14 protein-coding genes are annotated in these 15,958 nt (G+C 73.3%); 9 read left to right on the plus strand and 5 right to left on the minus strand.

The features are described 5' to 3' along the window. Positions 1-53 precede the first annotated feature (53 nt). A complete protein-coding gene (locus BCL76_RS07495; RefSeq protein WP_030757790.1) occupies positions 54-677 on the plus strand; it encodes a TetR family transcriptional regulator in 624 nt (207 codons plus the stop codon). Between the two features lie 81 nt (positions 678-758). On the opposite strand, the gene BCL76_RS07500 is transcribed toward BCL76_RS07495, so the two are convergent. The 3 genes from BCL76_RS07500 to BCL76_RS07510 all read right to left on the minus strand — a co-directional run bounded on the left by BCL76_RS07500 (position 759) and on the right by BCL76_RS07510 (position 3,688). Beyond that, complete coding sequence (locus tag BCL76_RS07500; protein ID WP_146228338.1) at positions 759-1,769, minus strand: hypothetical protein; 1,011 nt, start codon at positions 1,767-1,769, stop codon at positions 759-761. Between the two features lie 222 nt (positions 1,770-1,991). After that, positions 1,992-2,225, minus strand: coding sequence for a ferredoxin (locus BCL76_RS07505; RefSeq protein ID WP_109778721.1), 234 nt, complete (start codon positions 2,223-2,225; stop codon positions 1,992-1,994). Then, the gene (locus BCL76_RS07510) at positions 2,225-3,688 is read right to left on the minus strand and encodes an aldehyde dehydrogenase (RefSeq protein ID WP_109778722.1); all 1,464 of its coding nucleotides are present in this window, start codon (positions 3,686-3,688) and stop codon (positions 2,225-2,227) included. The genes BCL76_RS07505 and BCL76_RS07510 overlap by 1 nt, the downstream gene beginning before the upstream one ends. 197 nt (positions 3,689-3,885) lie before the next feature. On the opposite strand from BCL76_RS07510, the gene BCL76_RS07515 reads away from it, so the two are divergent. The 7 genes from BCL76_RS07515 to BCL76_RS07545 all read left to right on the plus strand — a co-directional run bounded on the left by BCL76_RS07515 (position 3,886) and on the right by BCL76_RS07545 (position 12,006). After that, entirely contained in the window at positions 3,886-5,094 is a 1,209-nt protein-coding gene (locus BCL76_RS07515; protein ID WP_258309412.1) for an MBL fold metallo-hydrolase, read from the plus strand. Positions 5,095-5,423: 329 nt separating this feature from the next. Next, entirely contained in the window at positions 5,424-6,677 is a 1,254-nt protein-coding gene (locus BCL76_RS07520) for a prenyltransferase/squalene oxidase repeat-containing protein (protein ID WP_109778723.1), read from the plus strand. After that, positions 6,677-7,342 carry an SCO2322 family protein gene (locus BCL76_RS07525; protein WP_109778724.1) on the plus strand — a complete coding sequence of 222 codons (666 nt, stop codon included), beginning with the start codon at positions 6,677-6,679 and terminating at the stop codon, positions 7,340-7,342. Before BCL76_RS07520 ends, BCL76_RS07525 begins: the two co-directional genes overlap by 1 nt. Then, positions 7,339-8,619 (plus strand): energy-coupling factor transporter transmembrane component T, encoded by a 1,281-nt coding sequence (locus tag BCL76_RS07530; RefSeq protein ID WP_258309413.1) that lies wholly within the window; start codon positions 7,339-7,341, stop codon positions 8,617-8,619. The genes BCL76_RS07525 and BCL76_RS07530 overlap by 4 nt, the downstream gene beginning before the upstream one ends. After that, complete coding sequence (locus BCL76_RS07535) at positions 8,616-10,439, plus strand: ABC transporter ATP-binding protein (protein WP_109778726.1); 1,824 nt, start codon at positions 8,616-8,618, stop codon at positions 10,437-10,439. The genes BCL76_RS07530 and BCL76_RS07535 overlap by 4 nt, the downstream gene beginning before the upstream one ends. After that, positions 10,385-11,290 carry an ECF transporter S component gene (locus tag BCL76_RS07540; RefSeq protein ID WP_258309415.1) on the plus strand — a complete coding sequence of 302 codons (906 nt, stop codon included), beginning with the start codon at positions 10,385-10,387 and terminating at the stop codon, positions 11,288-11,290. The genes BCL76_RS07535 and BCL76_RS07540 overlap by 55 nt, the downstream gene beginning before the upstream one ends. 308 nt (positions 11,291-11,598) lie before the next feature. Further along, positions 11,599-12,006, plus strand: coding sequence for a transglycosylase SLT domain-containing protein (locus BCL76_RS07545; protein WP_109778728.1), 408 nt, complete (start codon positions 11,599-11,601; stop codon positions 12,004-12,006). Between the two features lie 120 nt (positions 12,007-12,126). Here the strand turns inward: BCL76_RS07545 and BCL76_RS07550 are convergent, their stop codons facing one another. Next, on the minus strand, positions 12,127-13,296 hold the full coding sequence (locus tag BCL76_RS07550; protein ID WP_030390693.1) for a steroid 3-ketoacyl-CoA thiolase: 1,170 nt from the start codon (positions 13,294-13,296) through the stop codon (positions 12,127-12,129). A 242-nt stretch (positions 13,297-13,538) separates the two neighbouring features. Here BCL76_RS07550 and BCL76_RS07555 point away from each other — a divergent pair, with 242 nt between their 5' ends. Continuing rightward, a complete protein-coding gene (locus tag BCL76_RS07555) occupies positions 13,539-14,783 on the plus strand; it encodes a cytochrome P450 (protein ID WP_109778729.1) in 1,245 nt (414 codons plus the stop codon). 332 nt (positions 14,784-15,115) lie between these two features. Here BCL76_RS07555 and BCL76_RS07560 read toward each other — a convergent pair whose 3' ends face one another. Then, positions 15,116-15,862: a hypothetical protein gene (locus BCL76_RS07560; RefSeq protein WP_109778730.1), complete on the minus strand. Its 747-nt coding sequence runs from the start codon at positions 15,860-15,862 to the stop codon at positions 15,116-15,118. Positions 15,863-15,958 lie beyond the last annotated feature (96 nt).

Genomic DNA, 15,958 nt, shown 5'->3' on the forward strand with positions numbered 1-15,958 from the left:
CTGGCCGCGGACCAGCCCGGATTCAGCCCGCGCAACGACACGGAACGGGACACATGACAGCGGAAGTGAAGGCCGTCACCACACCGGCGTCGCCTCCCCTGACGGAACGCCAGGAGGCACGCCGCCGCCGGATCCTGCATGCCAGCGCCCAGTTGGCCAGCCGGGGCGGTTTCGACGCCGTCCAGATGCGCGAGGTCGCGGAGGCGGCGGGGGTGGCCCTGGGCACGCTCTACCGCTACTTCCCCTCGAAGGTGCACCTGCTGGTCGCCACGATGCAGGACCAGCTCCAGCACATGCACACCACGCTGCGCAAGCGCCCACCGGCCGGGGACGACCCGGCGGCGCGGGTCGCGGAGACCCTGATGCGGGCCTTCCGCGCGCTGCAGCGGGAGCCGCAGCTGGCCGACGCGATGGTGCGGGCACTGACGTTCGCGGACCGGAGCGTGAGCCCCGAGGTCGACACGGTGTCCCGGCTGACCACGGCGATCATCCTGGACGCGATGGGGCTGGAGCAGGCGCCGACGGCGGAGCAGCTGTCGGCGGTCCGGGTCATCGAGCACACCTGGCACTCGGCGCTGATCACGTGGCTTTCCGGCCGCGCCTCGATCGCCCAGGTCAAGATCGACATCGAAACGGTGTGCCGCCTGATCGACCTGACGGCTCCGGAAAAGGCCTGAAGCCGCCGCTCGCGGAGGGGGCCGGGCAGGTGGGGCCCGATCTCCGGCTCCGTCACCTCGCCCCGCCCCCACCCCCACCCGTCATCGACGGGTGAGCAGGGCTCCCCATACGGCCCGCGCGCGGTGCAGTCGGTAGGAGAGCTTCCCCCACGGGCGGTACCTCCACGGCATGGCGTCCGTATAGCCGTCGACGTGGCGGAACTGTTCCAGCGCCGCGCGGTAACGGTGCTGGCGGACGAGGAAGTAGGCGAGCAGGTGCCGTGCCACGGGCAGCCCCGGATGGCCTTCCGCGGTGGCGGCGACGTCCTCCAGCGCCGCGTCCACCAGCGCGATCGCGTCCGGCATCCCGTAGCGCCCCGCGCTGTCGCCCTCCTCCTCGTGCTCGAACCACACGATGAGCGGCAGCAGGGTCATCAGGCGCCCGCGCGGCGCCTCGTGGACCGCCCGCGCCGCGAACTCCTCGGCCTCCAGCCGGGAGCCGCGCCACTTGCGGCTGTAGTACTGCACCGCGGAGCAGTGGGCGACGAAGTGGTGCGGCGCCCTCGCGTCCAGCTCGATCCACACCTCACGCATCTCGTCCTTGGAGTACCCGAGGCCCAGCGCCGTCCAGATCGTGTCGACCAGCGGCGTGGGATCCTCCGGACAGACCCGTGCCGCGTGCGCCAACGCCTCGCGCGCCGCGTGGAGCTCGCGGTGGAAGGCGTCGAACTGCTCCTGCGACGTCGCGACCGCGCGCTGCGCTCCGCGCAGCTTCCACGCCTGCTGGACCCGCGCACTCGCGGCGACCATGACCGCGTCGGGGTCGTCCGGGGCGGCCGCCTGCCACGCCGTCAGCCAGGCGTCACCGTCGTGGACGGCCGAGTAGGCCAGGGCCCTCGTGCAGGCCGTTCGGCGCTCCCAGTCGGTACCGGCCTCCGCGAGGAGATCGGCCGCCGGCTGCCACGCTCCGGAGCCGATGGCCTCGATCGCGGCCTGCAGTCGGGGATCGGGGCCGGCCATGCGCCCGTTCAGGCGCCGCAGCGGTATCAGGGTGGTGAGGAGGAAGCAGACCACCACGAACGCCACCGCACCGAGGAAGATGGGGACGGACACGGATGGATCGACCACCGGCGAAACGAACTCCGGGTACACGGCCACTGAGGTTCCTGTCGTTGAACTCGTCCGCTCGTTCGCCCGTCCGTTCGAGACGTGAGCGCAGCGGAGTATGCACCACCGACCGTGAAACCTCCAAGGGCCGCCGGGGCCCCCGCCCGAGAGGCCCCCGGGAGCCCCGTCCGAGGGGCCCCGGGAGCCGTCTCGCCCGAGAGTCAGGCCCTACTCCTCCGGCGGGAAGACCGGTTCGCCCGTCGCCGCGAGGGTGATGAGAATGGCCTCCACCGGGCAGCCCTCCGCCGCTGTGAGGGTGGGTTCGTTCGCGTCCGACTCGGGTGTGCGGGGGTGGGACTGGCGTGCCGAGTCCAGGACGAAGCCGTCCGGGGCGTGGTTCACGCACATGCCGGAGCCGATGCAGACCCCTCTGTCCACCTCGACCTGCCAGCGGTCACCCATCAGGCACCCGCCTCGTAGCCGGCCGGGAGGTGGATCATCTTGTGCTCCAGGTACTCGCTCAGGCCCTCCGGGCCGAACTCCCGCCCCAGGCCGCTGTTCTTGTAGCCGCCGAACGGTCCGAGCATGTCCAGGCTGAAGGTGTTCACGTTGAAGGTGCCGGTGCGGATCCGGCGGGCGAAGTCGATGCCGCGCTCGACGTCCGCGGTCCAGACGCTGCCGCTGAGGCCGAAGTCCGAGTCGTCGGCGATGCGTACCGCTTCGGCCTCGTCGCCGTAGGGGATCAGGCAGACCACCGGCCCGAAGATCTCCTCGCGGGCGATCCGCATGGAGTTGTCGACGTCGCCGAAGAGGGTGGGCTCGACGTACCAGCCCCGCTCCAGGCCCGCCGGGCGGCCGCCGCCCGCCAGGATCTTCGCGCCCTCCTCCTGCCCGATCCGGATGTAGTCCAACGAGCGCTGCCGCTGCCGCTCGGCCACGAGCGGGCCGAGCTGGGTCGCCGGGTCGAGCGGGTCGCCGACGACGAGTGCGCCGGCCGCCTCCGCGAGGGCCTCGGCCACCTCCTCGTAGCGGCTGCGGGGGGCGAGGACGCGGGTCTGGGCCACGCACGCCTGGCCGTTGTTCATCCAGGCCGCGGGCACGATGCCGGCGACGGCGGCTGCGACGTCGGCGTCCGGGAGGACCACGGCCGCGGACTTGCCGCCGAGTTCGAGGGTGACGCGGGTGAGGTTGCGCGCGGCGACCTCCATCACGCGCTTGCCGGCCGCGACCGAGCCGGTGAAGGCGACCTTGTCGATCCCCGGGTGCCCGACGAGGTACTCGCTGACCTCCCGGTCCGCGGGCAGGATCGACAGCACCCCCTCGGGAAGTCCGGCCTCGCGCGCGATGTCGGCGAGGATGTAGGAGTCGAGCGGCGCCTCGGGCGAGGGCTTGAGGATGACGGTCGAGCCGGTCAGGAGGGCGGGAGCGAGCTTGGCCGCCGCCACGAACTGCGGGACGTTCCACGGGATGACGGCGGCGACCACGCCCACCGGCTCCCGGCGCACCAGGATCGGACCGAGCACGCCTTGGCGGTGCTCCTCGTACGGGTAGGCGCGGGCGACCGTGATCGCGGCGTCGTAGACCATCATCGGGCCGAGCGCCTGGGCGAGGATGCTCCAGGAGTACGGGGAGCCGTTCTGGGAGCTGATCGAGCGGGCGATCTCCTCGTGCCGGACGGCGATGGCGTCCTTGATCCGGGAGACGACGGCTATCCGCTCGTCCAGGGTCATCCGCGGCCAGGGCCCCTGGTCGAACGCCTTGCGCGCGACGGCGACGGCGCGGTCGACGTCCGCCTTCGAGGCGTGCGGGACGGAGCCGATGACCTGCTCGGTGTGGGGGGAGACGATCCGGATCGTGTCGGTGCCCAGCGGATCCGTCCACTCCCCGCCGATGAACAGCTTTCCGTGTTCCACGAGCTCGGTCATGGCTGAGGCCTCCTGCGGCTTGGCGTTGCAGAACTGATACCAGTTCTAGTTAGAGGAGTCCACGGCCAGGACGGAACCTCCGTCGCCGCCCTGGAGAAGATCGAACGACTAGTCAGCGGGCCCGGAAAGTGGTCGACTTGGGCGACTACTGGAACACGTTCTCATCCGAGGGCGGCAACAGGGGAGGGCGAGGGCGCATGACGGAGGACGGCACGTCACAGGCCGCACGGGACGTACGGGACGCGCAGGACGCACCGGCTGCGCAGGGCGGCAGGGCAGAGGCCGCCGCCCAGGACCGCACCGCACCCGCCACGCAGGACGGCACCCCTCGGGCCGCCCAGGGCGGCACCTCGCAGGTCACCGGGCACGCGCCGCACGTCACCGATCACGGTGGCGGCGTGTGGGCCGTGAAGGTCCCCATCCCCGACAACCCCCTCGGGCACACCCTCGTCCACGTCCTCGACACCGACCGCGGCCCGGTCCTGATCGACACCGGATGGGACGACCCCGCCTCCTGGGACACCCTCGTCGCCGGCCTCGCCGCCCTCGGCACCGCCGTCACCGAGATCCACGGCGTGGTCATCACCCACCACCACCCCGACCACCACGGCCTCTCCGGCCAGGTCCGCGAGGCCTCTGGCGCCTGGATCGCCATGCATGCCGCCGACACCGAGGTCGTCGTACGCACCCGCTCCTCCGAGCCCGGTGTCTGGTTCGACTACATGAGCGCCAAGCTCGCCGCCGCCGGAGCCCCCGAGGAGCACATCGCCCCGCTGCGCGCCGCCCGCGCGAGCGGCCGCATGCGGACCCTGCCCGGCCTGCGCGCCGCCGTCCCCGACCGGGAGATCGTCCCCGCCGAGCTGCTCCCCCTCGCCGGCCGCCGGCTGCGCGCGATCTGGACCCCCGGCCACACCCCCGGCCACGTCTGCCTGCACCTGGAGGAACAGCACCCGGCGCAGCTCCCCGGCAACGGCCGCCTCTTCTCCGGTGACCACCTGCTGCCCGGGATCTCCCCCCACATCGGCCTGTACGAGGCCCCGGAGGACACCCGCGTCACCGACCCCCTCGGCGACTACCTCGACTCCCTGGAACGCATCGGCCGCCTCGGACCCGCCGAGGTGCTCCCGGCCCACCAGTACGCCTTCACCGACGCGCCCGCCCGCGTACGGGAGCTCCTCGACCACCACGAGGAACGACTCACCGGCCTCTTGCGGCTGCTGGCCGAGCCGCTGACCCCGTGGGGGCTGGCCGAGCGGATGGAGTGGAACCGCCCCTGGGAGCAGATCCCGTACGGCTCCCGCAACATCGCCGTCTCCGAGGCGGAGGCCCATGTGCGGCGGCTGGTGAAGCAGGGACGCGCCGAGGCGGTGCCGGGCACGGACCCGGTCACCTACCGGGCCCTGTGACCGGGCCGCCCCTTCCGGATCTTGCCGGGCCCGGTAAGGGGCGCCCGCCCCCCGCGCCCCCGGGCCCGCCGGTTACGGGCCGGTAGAGTGAACCTGTCGTCCACACCTCTGTACGGGGGGAAGCCGGTGCAGATCCGGCGCTGACCCGCAACCGTGACCCGCACCCGGCACCGCCCGGGCGGGGAGCCGGAATGCCCCGTACGGCAGGTGCGCGGCTCGTGCCGCCGGAGCCCCCGGCGGCCGGCACCGTCGAGGTAAACGGAGCCGGAGCCCGGTGCCTGTGCGTGCCTGCTGCCGGTTCCCCCGTACGAGAGGCACCCACCCCCCTGATGAACGTCCGTCGCAGCGCAGCCGCGCTCGCCGCCTCCGCCGTGCTCTGCGTGGGCGTCGCCCCCGCGGCCCTCGCCGACACCGCGCCGCCCGCCTCCCCTTCCGCGCCCCCGGTGATCCCCTCCGGCCTGTACGGCAAGGCCGACCCCACCTACGACGGTGTGTGGCGGCAGTCCTTCGCGCTGCTCGCCCAGCACACGGTCGGCGTCGAGCCCGCCCGGGAGGCCGTCGTCTGGCTGGCCGGCCAGCAGTGCGACAACGGCGGATTCGCCTCGTTCCGCCCGAACGCCGCCGTGGCGTGCGACGCGAACACGACGTACGACACGAACGCCACCGCGGCGGCCGTACAGGCGATGAAGGCCCTCGGCGGCCAGGACGCGACCATGCGCAGGAGCGTGGACTGGCTGAAGTCCGTGCAGAACGAGGACGGCGGCTGGAGCTACGTCCCCGGCTCCCCCAGCGACGCCAACTCCACCGCCGTGGTGATCAGCGCCCTGTCCGTGGCGGGCGAGAAGCCGGCCGAGGTCCGGTCGAAGGCGGGCAAGTCTGCCTACGAGGGCCTGCTCCCCTTCCAGCTGGGCTGCGCCGCAGAGCCGGCCGCCGACCGGGGCGCCTTCGCGTACCAGCCGGCCGACGGCAAGCTCGTCGCCAACGGGGACGCCACGGCCGCAGCCGTCCTGGCCGGTCTCGGCAAGGGCGCGGCCGTCGTCCCGTCCGCCGAGAACACCCCCGCCGCCCCGCTCGCCTGCCCGGCCGCGAACGCCGCCGACCCGGTGGCCGCCGCCCAGGGCGCGGCCGGTTACCTGGCCGAGGCCCTCAAGAAGGACGGCCACCTCACGGCCGTCACCCCCGGCTCGGACCAGCCCACCCCCGACACCGGCAACACCGTGGACGCGGTACTGGCCTTGGCCGCCGCCGGACACAAGGAGTCGGCGGCGGGCGCGCTGAAGTGGCTGGAGACGAACTCCGCCGAGTGGGCCAAGGGCAGCCCGGCGGCCCTGGGCACCCTCGTCCTCGCCGCCAACGCGACCGGCGCCGACCCGAAGTCCTTCGGCGGCACCGACCTCGTCGCCGCACTGAACGCGACCGGCCCGGCCCCGCAGGGCGCGGACACCGAGGCGACCGAGGTGGACGGCGAGAAGAAGAAGTCCTCCGGCAACCAGAACATCTGGTGGGTCGTCGGCGCGGGCGCCGCGGCCGGTATCGGCATGGGCATCCTGCTGAGCGGCCGCCGGAAGAAGAACCGGTCCTGATGCGCCGCCGCCCGCCCGCCGTGGCCCTCGCTCTCGGGATCGCCCTGGCCCTGCTGTCCGCCGCTCCGGCGCTGGCGGCCGGTTACCGCTACTGGTCGTTCTGGGACGGCTCGGCGGGCGGCGGCTGGTCGTACGCCACCCAGGGTCCCTCGCTGGCCCGCCCCAAGGACGGCTCCGTCCAGGGCTTCCGCTTCTCGGTGAGCAAGGACGCGGCGGCGCAGGCCGCCCAGCCGCGCGCGGCGGCCGATTTCCAAGCCGTCTGCGGGGCGACCGCCCCGACGGAGGGCAGCAAGCGGGTGGCGCTGGTCATCGACTTCGGCGTCCCCGAGGACGCCCCGACGGGCGACACCCCGCCCGATGCCGCCCCGCGCACGGCCTGCGCGCAGGTCGCCGCCGACGCCACGACGGCCGAGGCGCTGGCCTCGGTCGCCAAGCCGCTGCGCTACAACAGCGCGGCGCTGTTGTGCGCGATCTCCGGCTACCCGAAGCAGGGGTGCGGCGACCAGGTCGCGGACGGCGCGACGCGGTCCGCCGCCCCGACCCCGGCGCAGTCCGCCGCGCCGGATTCCGGCGGGGGCCCGTCCGCAGGCCTGCTCGCGGGCATCGCCGCGGTGGTCGCCCTGGCCGCGGCCGGCGTCTGGCAGTCCCGCCGCCGCTCCCGATGACGGACCACGACACCGGGCCGTCGGCCGGCGCGCCCACGGCCCGCCGGTCGGGCGGGCACACCCCCACCGGGCGCTCCCTCGCCGGGCACGCCCCCACCGGAGCGGCACCCGAAGGCGTGCCCCCGGCCCGGCGGAGCCAGGCCGGGGCGCAGGATCCCCCGCACCGGTCGACGTACGAAAGGTGGCGGCCCTCGCAGGCCGTGCGCGCCACCGCCCTGCACGCGGGGGCCTGGTGGCTGTGGGCCCTCGGTCTCGCCACCGCCGCCTCCCGCACCACCAACCCGCTCCTGCTCGGGCTGATCATCGGCGTCGCCGGCTATGTGGTCGCGGCCCGCCGCACCGACGCGCCCTGGGCCCGTTCCTACGGCGCCTTCCTCAAGCTCGGGCTCTTCGTCATCGGCCTGCGCCTGCTCTTCTCCATGCTCCTCGGCTCCCCCGTCCCCGGCTCGCACGCCCTCTTCACCCTTCCGGAGATCCCGCTCCCGGCCTGGGCGCAGGGCATCCGCTTGGGCGGCCGCGTCACCGCCGAGCAGCTCGTGTTCGCCTTCTACGACGGCCTGAAGCTGGCCGCGCTCCTGGTGTGCGTCGGCGCCGCGAACGCCCTCGCCAATCCGGCGCGGCTGCTGAAGTCCCTCCCGGCCGCCCTGTACGAGGCCGGGGTCGCCGTCGTCGTCGCCATGACCTTCGCGCCGAACATGGTCGCCGACGTCGTCCGTCTGCGGACCGCCCGCCGGCTGCGCGGCCGCCCCACGGGCGGGGTGAAGGCCGTCCTCCAGATCGGCCTGCCGGTCCTGGAGGGCGCCCTGGAACGCTCCGTCGCCATCGCCGCCTCGATGGACGCGCGCGGCTACGGCCGTACGGCCGAGGTCCCGCCCGCCGTCCGGCACACCACCAACGTGCTCACCCTCGGCGGCCTGCTCGGCATGTGCGCGGGCACGTACGGGCTGCTCGCCGCGCAGGGCGCCGCGTACGGGCTGCCCGTGCTCGGCGTCGGCGCGGCCCTGGCCGTCGCGGGTCTGCGCCTGGGCGGCCGCCGGTCGGTGCGGACCCGCTACCGGCCCGACCGCTGGGGCGCGCGGGCCTGGCTGGTCTCCGGTTCGGGCGCGATGGTGGCCGCCCTGATGATCCGCGCCGGTTCCGTCGATCCGGCCGCGCTGCAGCCGGGCGTGGTCCCGTTGGTGGCCCCCACGCTCCCGCTGTGGCCGGCGGCCGCGATCCTGATCGGCCTGCTGCCCGCCTTCGTGGCCCCCGTACCGCCCAAGGAGGCGTCGCAGTGATCCGCTTCGAGCAGGTGTCGGTCACCTACGAGGGCGCGCCCGGTCCTTCCCTGCGGGACGTCGACCTGGTGATCCCCGAGGGGGAGCTGACGCTGCTGGTCGGCCCGTCGGGCGTCGGGAAGTCCACCCTGTTGGGGGCGGTCTCCGGACTGGTCCCGCACTTCACGGGCGGCACCCTGCGGGGCCGGGTCACGGTCGCCGGCCGGGACACCCGCACCCACAAGCCGCGCGAGCTCGCGGACGTGGTCGGCACGGTCGGCCAGGACCCCCTCGCGCACTTCGTGACGGACACGGTGGAGGACGAGCTCGCCTACGGCATGGAGTCACTGGGGCTGGCACCTGCGGTGATGCGCCGCCGGGTGGAGGAGACCCTGGACCTGCTGGGCCTGAACGAGCTGCGCGACCGTCCGATCGCGACGCTGTCCGGCGGCCAGCAGCAGCGGGTGGCGATCGGCTCGGTCCTCACCCCGCATCCGAAGGTGCTGGTGCTGGACGAGCCGACGTCGGCTCTCGACCCGGCGGCGGCGGAGGAGGTCCTCGCGGTCCTGCAGCGCCTGGTGCACGACCTGGGCACGACCGTGCTGATGGCGGAGCACCGGCTGGAGCGGGTCGTCCAGTACGCCGACCAGGTCCTGCTCCTGCCCTCGCCGGGCGCGGCCCCGGTCATCGGTACCCCGGCGGAGATCATGGCCGTCTCCCCGGTCCACCCGCCGGTGGTCTCCCTGGGCCGCCTCGCGGGCTGGTCCCCGCTGCCCCTCTCGATCCGCGACGCCCGCCGCCGGGCCGCTCCGCTGCGGTCCCGCCTGTCATCGGTCGCCCGCCCCGCCGCTCCCCAGGGCTCCGCCCCGGACCCGGCCCCGAACCCAGCCCCGCCGGCGTTCGAGGCGAACCCAGCCCCGAACCCAGCCCCGAACCCAGCCTCGCCGGCGTTTGAGGCGCGGGGGTCCGGGGGCGGAGCCCCCGTAGCAGGAGCCCCCGGCCTGCTCGCGCGCCTGCTCCGCCGCAACAAGCCGAGCCCCGCCACCGCCCCTGCGGGGACCGCCCCCGCGGGGACCGCCCCGGCCGAGGTCCACCGGGTCACCGTCCGCCGCGGCCGCGTCCAGGCCCTGCACGACGTCACCCTCACCGTGTCCCCCGGCGAGACCATCGCCCTCATGGGCCGCAACGGCGCCGGCAAGTCCACCCTCCTCTCCACCCTCGTCGGTACGGTCGCCCCCACCACCGGCGAGGTGACCGTCGGCGGCCGCACCCCCCACCGCACGGCACCGCCCGAGATGGTGCGCCGCGTCGGCCTCGTCCCGCAGGAGCCCCGCGACCTCCTCTACGCCGACACGGTCGCCGCCGAGTGCGCCGCCGCCGACTCCGACGCCGCCGCGTCCCCCGGCACCTGCCGGGATCTCGTCTCCGCGCTGCTTCCGGACGTCCCCGACGACATCCACCCGCGTGATCTGTCCGAGGGCCAGCGCCTGGCCCTCGCCCTGGCGCTGGTCCTCACCGGCCGCCCCGCCCTGCTGCTCCTCGACGAGCCCACCCGCGGCCTGGACTACGCCGCCAAGGTCCGCCTGATCGAGATCCTGCGCGGCCTGGCCGCCGACGGCCACGCCATCGTCCTGGCCACCCATGACGTGGAGCTGGCCGCCGAGCTGGCCCACCGCGTGGTGATCCTGGCCGGCGGGGAGGTCGTCGCGGACGGTCCGACCGCCGAGGTGGTCGTCTCCTCGCCCGCCTTCGCGCCGCAGGTGGCGAAGGTCCTGGCCCCGGACCCGTGGCTCACCGTGCGCCAGGTCGCCGACGCCCTCGACGCGGCGGAGGCCCGGTGAACAGGCCCGTCCGCATCGGTCCCCGCGCCGCCGTCGCCCTGGTCCTCGTCACCCTCATCGGCATCGCGGCCTTCGGCTGGCCGCTGCTCGCCGACCGACAGTCGGGCCTCGCCCACTCGCAGGACGCCCCCTGGCTCTTCGCCGCGCTCCTCCCGCTGCTGGTGGCGGTGGTCGTCGCGACGATCGCCGACAACGGCATGGACGCGAAGGCGGTGGCCATGCTCGGTATGCTCGCCGCCGTCGGGGCGGCGCTGAGACCGCTGGGCGCGGGCACGGCCGGGCTGGAGCCGATGTTCTTCCTGCTGGTGCTCAGCGGGCGCGTCCTCGGCCCCGGCTTCGGCTTCGTCCTGGGCTCGGTGACGATGTTCGCCTCCGCCCTGCTGACGGGCGGGGTGGGGCCGTGGATGCCGTTCCAGATGCTGGCCATGGGCTGGTTCGCGCTGGGGGCCGGGCTGCTGCCGGGCCCGGAGCGGATCCGGGGCCGGGCGGAGCTGCTGATGCTGGCCGCGTACGGCCTCGCGGGCTCGTTCGCGTACGGCACGGTCATGAATCTGCAGGGTTGGGTACTGCTGCAGGGCATGGGGCAGGGCATCTCCTTCCACCCGGGGGAGCCCGTTGCCGCGAACCTGGCGCGGTTCGCCGCGTACTGCCTGGCGACCTCGGTGGGCTGGGACCTGGGCCGGGCCGTGCTGACGGTCGTACTGACCTTGACCCTCGGGGCGACGCTGCTCAAAGCGCTGCGCCGGGCGACCCGCAAGGCCGCGTTCGACGCCCCGGTCTCCTTCGATCCGGGCGTCGCAGCAGCGCCCGAACCCGCCCTCGAAAAGGGTACGAACAGCAGCGGAGGGTGACATTCGGGGCCTCCCCCGGTGACCCGCCCCATAGGGCCCACGTCACATACGAGGGCGGCTAGTAGGCCTCACGGCCCCGGACCACGGCCTCGGCGGGGGGTCGGCAGGGCGCCCGCTGCGAGGACCGCTAGTAAGCGGGACCTTTGCCAGGGCGTCGGGGCGTCTGTAGAACTGGATGAGTCGCAAGGCGGCAGGGGTACTTCGGTACCTCACCCGCCGCCGACGAACCCCTCTCCTTTGCGTGAGTGGCTCACGCATGTCTTCGGCATGCGTGCGACCGCCCTTGTCCCCGTCGGAAGGTTCCCTCCGTGTCCAACACCGTCATCCGCCGCATCGCCGCTTCCAAGAAGGCCCTCGCGGGCACCGTCGTCGCCCTCGGCGTCGCCGGCTCCATGCTCGCCACGGTGCCCGCCCAGGCCGCGGCCCCGACGAGCGCCAAGGCGATCGCGCAGCAGATGATCAAGGACCCGGCCCAGTTCGCCGCCTTCGACAAGATCATCTCGCACGAGAGCGGCTGGGACTACACCGCGACGAACGCCTCCTCCGGCGCGTACGGCCTGGCCCAGGCCCTGCCGGCCTCGAAGATGGCCTCCGCGGGTGCCGACTGGAAGACCAACCCGGCCACCCAGATCAAGTGGGGCCTGGACTACATGAACGACCGCTACGGCAGCCCCGTCGGCGCCTGGAACTTCTGGTCCGCCAACCACTGGTACTAAGCCACCAGCGGTCCGCACCACAGCACCACACAGCAGACATACGAAGGCCCCGGTGGCCGGCCTCCCCAGGTCCGGCCTCCGGGGCCTTCTGCATCCCATCCCACGGGTCTCAGGGGCGCCTCACAGGCGCTGGATGATCGTGCCGGTCGCCAGCGCGCCTCCCGCGCACATGGTGATCAGCGCGAACTCCTTGTCACGGCGCTCCAGCTCGTGCAGCGCGGTGGTGATCAGCCGGGCGCCGGTGGCGCCGACGGGGTGGCCGAGCGCGATGCCCCCGCCGTTGACGTTGACCTTCTCCAGGTCCTGGTCGAAGACCTGCGCCCAGGACAGGACCACGGAGGCGAAGGCCTCGTTGATCTCGACGAGGTCGATGTCGCGCAGCGACATCCCGGCCTTGCCGAGCACCGCCCGCGTCGCGTCGATCGGTCCGTCCAGGTGGTAGTGGGGGTCGGCGCCGACGAGGGTCTGGGCGACGATCCGGGCGCGCGGCTTGAGCTTGAGGGCGCGCGCCATCTTGCGCGAGGCCCACATCACCGCGGCGGCGCCGTCGGATATCTGCGAGGAGTTCCCGGCGGTGTGCACGGCGGTGGGCATGACCGGCTTGAGCCGGGCCAGCGCCTCCATGCTGGTGTCGCGCAGGCCCTCGTCCCGATCGACCAGGCGCCACATGCCCTGCCCGGCGGCCTGCTCCTCCTCGGTCGTCGGCACCTGCACGGCGAAGGTCTCGCGCTTGAACCGCTCCTCGGCCCATGCGGCCGCGGCCCGCTCCTGGGAGAGAAGCCCGAGCCGGTCGACGTCCTCGCGGGACAGGCCCCGGTGGCGGGCGATCCGCTCGGCGGCCTCGAACTGGTTGGGGAGGTCGACGTTCCACTCGTCCGGGAAGGGCTTCCCCGGGCCGTGCTTGGATCCGGAGCCGAGCGGCACCCGGCTCATGGCCTCGACGCCGCAGGCGATGCCGATGTCCATGACCCCGCCGGAGATCATGTTGGCGACCATGTGGTTGGCCTGCTGGGAGCTGCCGCACTGACAGTCCACCGTCGTCGCGGCGGTCTCGTACGGGAGCCCCATGGCGAGCCAGGCGTTGCGGGCGGGGTTCATCGACTGCTCGCCGGCGTGCGTCACGGTGCCGCCGACGATCTGCTCCACGCAGTCGGGCTGGATTCCGGTACGGGCCAGCAGTTCGCGGTAGGTCTCACCGAGCAGGTAGGCGGGATGGAGGTTGGCGAGAGCGCCCCCGCGCTTACCGATGGGGGTGCGTACGGCTTCGACAATGACGGGTTCCGCGGCCATGAGCTCGTCCTCTCCTGCACTGCGTCAGCACGGCGGGCCGTCCCGGCGCCCCGCCCCGAACTAGTACGCGTTCTAGTTCTCCCCGCAGTCTTATGACCTGAGGCCCCGGCACGCAAGGGTCTTGCACGCGCCCTGCACGGATTCCACACGCAACAGTTGGCGCCACGACCCTTGTCACTTCTGGAACTCGTTACTACCTTCAAGCCAACTTCTGATGGTCCGTCAGACTTTGGAGTTGCCCGATGTCCTGCCCCGCACTGCCCGAAGGCTTCGACGCCACCGACCCAGACCTGCTCCAAAGCCGCGTCCCCTTCCCGGAGTTCGCGCAGCTGCGGCAGACCGCACCCGTGTGGTGGTGCCCGCAGCGGCGGGGCGTCACCGGCTTCGACGACGAGGGCTACTGGGCCGTGACCCGGCACGCGGACGTCAAGTACGTCTCCACGCACCCGGAACTGTTCTCCTCGACGACCAACACCGCGATCATCCGCTTCAACGAGCACATTCCGCGTGATGCGATAGATGCCCAGCGCCTGATCATGCTGAACATGGATCCGCCGGAACACACCCGCGTACGCCAGATCGTGCAGCGCGGCTTCACCCCGCGGGCCATCCGCGGCCTGGAGGAAGCCCTGCGCGACCGGGCCCGGAAGATCGTCGAGGAGGCGTCGGCCGCGGCCGCCGACGGCAGCTTCGACTTCGTGACGCAGGTGGCGTGCGAGCTCCCGCTGCAGGCCATCGCCGAACTGATCGGCGTACCGCAGAAGGACCGCGCGAAGATCTTCGACTGGTCGAACAAGATGATCGCCTACGACGACCCGGAGTACGCGATCACCGAGGAGGTCGGCTCCAACGCGGCGATGGAGCTCATCGGTTACGCGATGAACCTCTCCGCCCAGCGCAAGGAATGTCCGGCCAAGGACATCGTCACCCAGCTGGTGGCGGCCGAGGGCCAGGGCAACCTCGGCTCCGACGAGTTCGGCTTCTTCGTCCTGCTGCTGGCGGTCGCGGGCAACGAGACCACGCGCAACGCCATCAGCCACGGCATGCACGCCTTCCTGACCCACCCCGAGCAGTGGGAGCTCTACAAGGCGACCCGGCCGTCGACCGCCGCCGAGGAGATCGTGCGCTGGGCCACCCCGGTGGTGTCGTTCCAGCGCACCGCCACCCAGGACACCGAACTGGGCGGCGCGAAGATCAAGGCGGGCGACCGGGTGGGGATGTTCTACTCCTCCGCCAACCACGACCCCGAGGTATTCACGAACCCGGACGTCTTCGACATCACCCGCGACCCCAACCCCCACCTGGGCTTCGGCGGCGGCGGCCCGCACTTCTGCCTCGGCAAGTCCCTCGCCGTGATGGAGATCGACCTGATCTTCAACGCCCTGGCCGACACCCTCCCGAACCTCCACCTCACGGACGCACCCCCCCGCCGCCTCCGCGCGGCCTGGCTCAACGGCATCAAGGAACTCCGCGTCACCCACACCTGAGCAACTCCCCCACCGGGCCCACCCAGCCCGACCGGCGCCTCTTTCAGCCTCGCCGCGCCTCTTCCAGCCTCGCCGCGTCTCTTCCAGCCCCGCCGGCGTTTGAGGCGCGGGGGTCCGGGGGCGGCGCCCCCGGCAACGGCGCCGCACCCGTTCGAGTGGCGGCTCACCCCGAACGGAGTGATCCTGGCAAGCAGCGGCGATCCAGCCGAAGGGGCGCCGGGGCAGCGAATGCCCCGGCGCCCCTTCGGCCACCCCGAGCCCGGCAACGGCCAGGGCGACGGCCCGGCCAGGGCAACGGCAACGGCCCGGCCAGGGCAACGGCCCGGCCAGGGCTACGGCCGGGACGGCCGCCCCGCAACCGCGTCGTACACCCGCAGCCGCACCCGCCGCTGCCACCCCTCCTTCTCCTCCCGCACCCGCGCCCTCCGCTCCTTCCGCCCCCCGGCGGGATACCGCGCCCGCGCCCACGGCGACCCCGGCCGCGCCAGCCGTACCGCCCCGACCAGCGCGAAGACCGGTACGAGGATCCCCAGCAGCCCGGTGAACACCTTCCCCTTGGACAGCGTCACCAGCGCGAAGCCCGCGTTCACCGCGACCACCACCACGGACGTCCAGCCGGAGGCCCGCGTACCGCCCTCCGAGGCGTCGTCGACGCCGAAGGGCGACGCCCCCAGCAACAGCAGCCCGCACGCCCCGGCTCCGACCACCACCGCGTCCACGGAGAGCCGGCCCTCCTCGGACCAGTACACGTCCTTCAGGTGCAGGATCAGCGCGAACTCGTCGAGCACCAGCGCCGTCCCGATGCCGAACACCGCCGCGTCGATCTCCGCCCACGGGGACTTGTTCCCGGTCGGGGAGGCCAGCCCCAGCCCACCCACGATCATGAGGACCACGCCGAACACCACGTGGTGGATGTGCAGCCCGCCCGGCGTGACGTTCTTCGGCCACCAGGAGACCTGCGCCCGGATCAGCCGCACGCTGATCCGGATGAAGAGGAACGCGCCGAGGAAGCCCAGCAGCAGGCAGAGCAGCGGCTGCTTGCCCGGCTCGACGATCTGGCGCTGGTACCAGTCGCCCACGTCTCAGCCCGCCCGCATCGGCTTCGCAGTCATGACCCGATGCTGGCACCGGCCGGGCCGCGTCGCCCGGCGGACACCGCACCGACCGACCGCGGC

The sequence above is a fragment of the Streptomyces sp. CG 926 genome (genome assembly GCF_003148825.1).
Classification (GTDB): domain Bacteria; phylum Actinomycetota; class Actinomycetes; order Streptomycetales; family Streptomycetaceae; genus Streptomyces.

What these genes read in the sequence shown, in the direction of transcription:
- BCL76_RS07495 (WP_030757790.1), top strand. Translation starts at nt 54, where the DNA reads ATGACAGCGGAAGTGAAGGCCGTCACCACACCGGCGTCGCCTCCCCTG.
- BCL76_RS07505 (WP_109778721.1), bottom strand. Translation starts at nt 2,225, where the DNA reads ATGGGTGACCGCTGGCAGGTCGAGGTGGACAGAGGGGTCTGCATCGGC.
- BCL76_RS07510 (WP_109778722.1), bottom strand. Translation starts at nt 3,688, where the DNA reads ATGACCGAGCTCGTGGAACACGGAAAGCTGTTCATCGGCGGGGAGTGG.
- BCL76_RS07515 (WP_258309412.1), top strand. Translation starts at nt 3,886, where the DNA reads ATGACGGAGGACGGCACGTCACAGGCCGCACGGGACGTACGGGACGCG.
- BCL76_RS07520 (WP_109778723.1), top strand. Translation starts at nt 5,424, where the DNA reads ATGAACGTCCGTCGCAGCGCAGCCGCGCTCGCCGCCTCCGCCGTGCTC.
- BCL76_RS07525 (WP_109778724.1), top strand. Translation starts at nt 6,677, where the DNA reads ATGCGCCGCCGCCCGCCCGCCGTGGCCCTCGCTCTCGGGATCGCCCTG.
- BCL76_RS07530 (WP_258309413.1), top strand. Translation starts at nt 7,339, where the DNA reads ATGACGGACCACGACACCGGGCCGTCGGCCGGCGCGCCCACGGCCCGC.
- BCL76_RS07550 (WP_030390693.1), bottom strand. Translation starts at nt 13,296, where the DNA reads ATGGCCGCGGAACCCGTCATTGTCGAAGCCGTACGCACCCCCATCGGT.
- BCL76_RS07555 (WP_109778729.1), top strand. Translation starts at nt 13,539, where the DNA reads ATGTCCTGCCCCGCACTGCCCGAAGGCTTCGACGCCACCGACCCAGAC.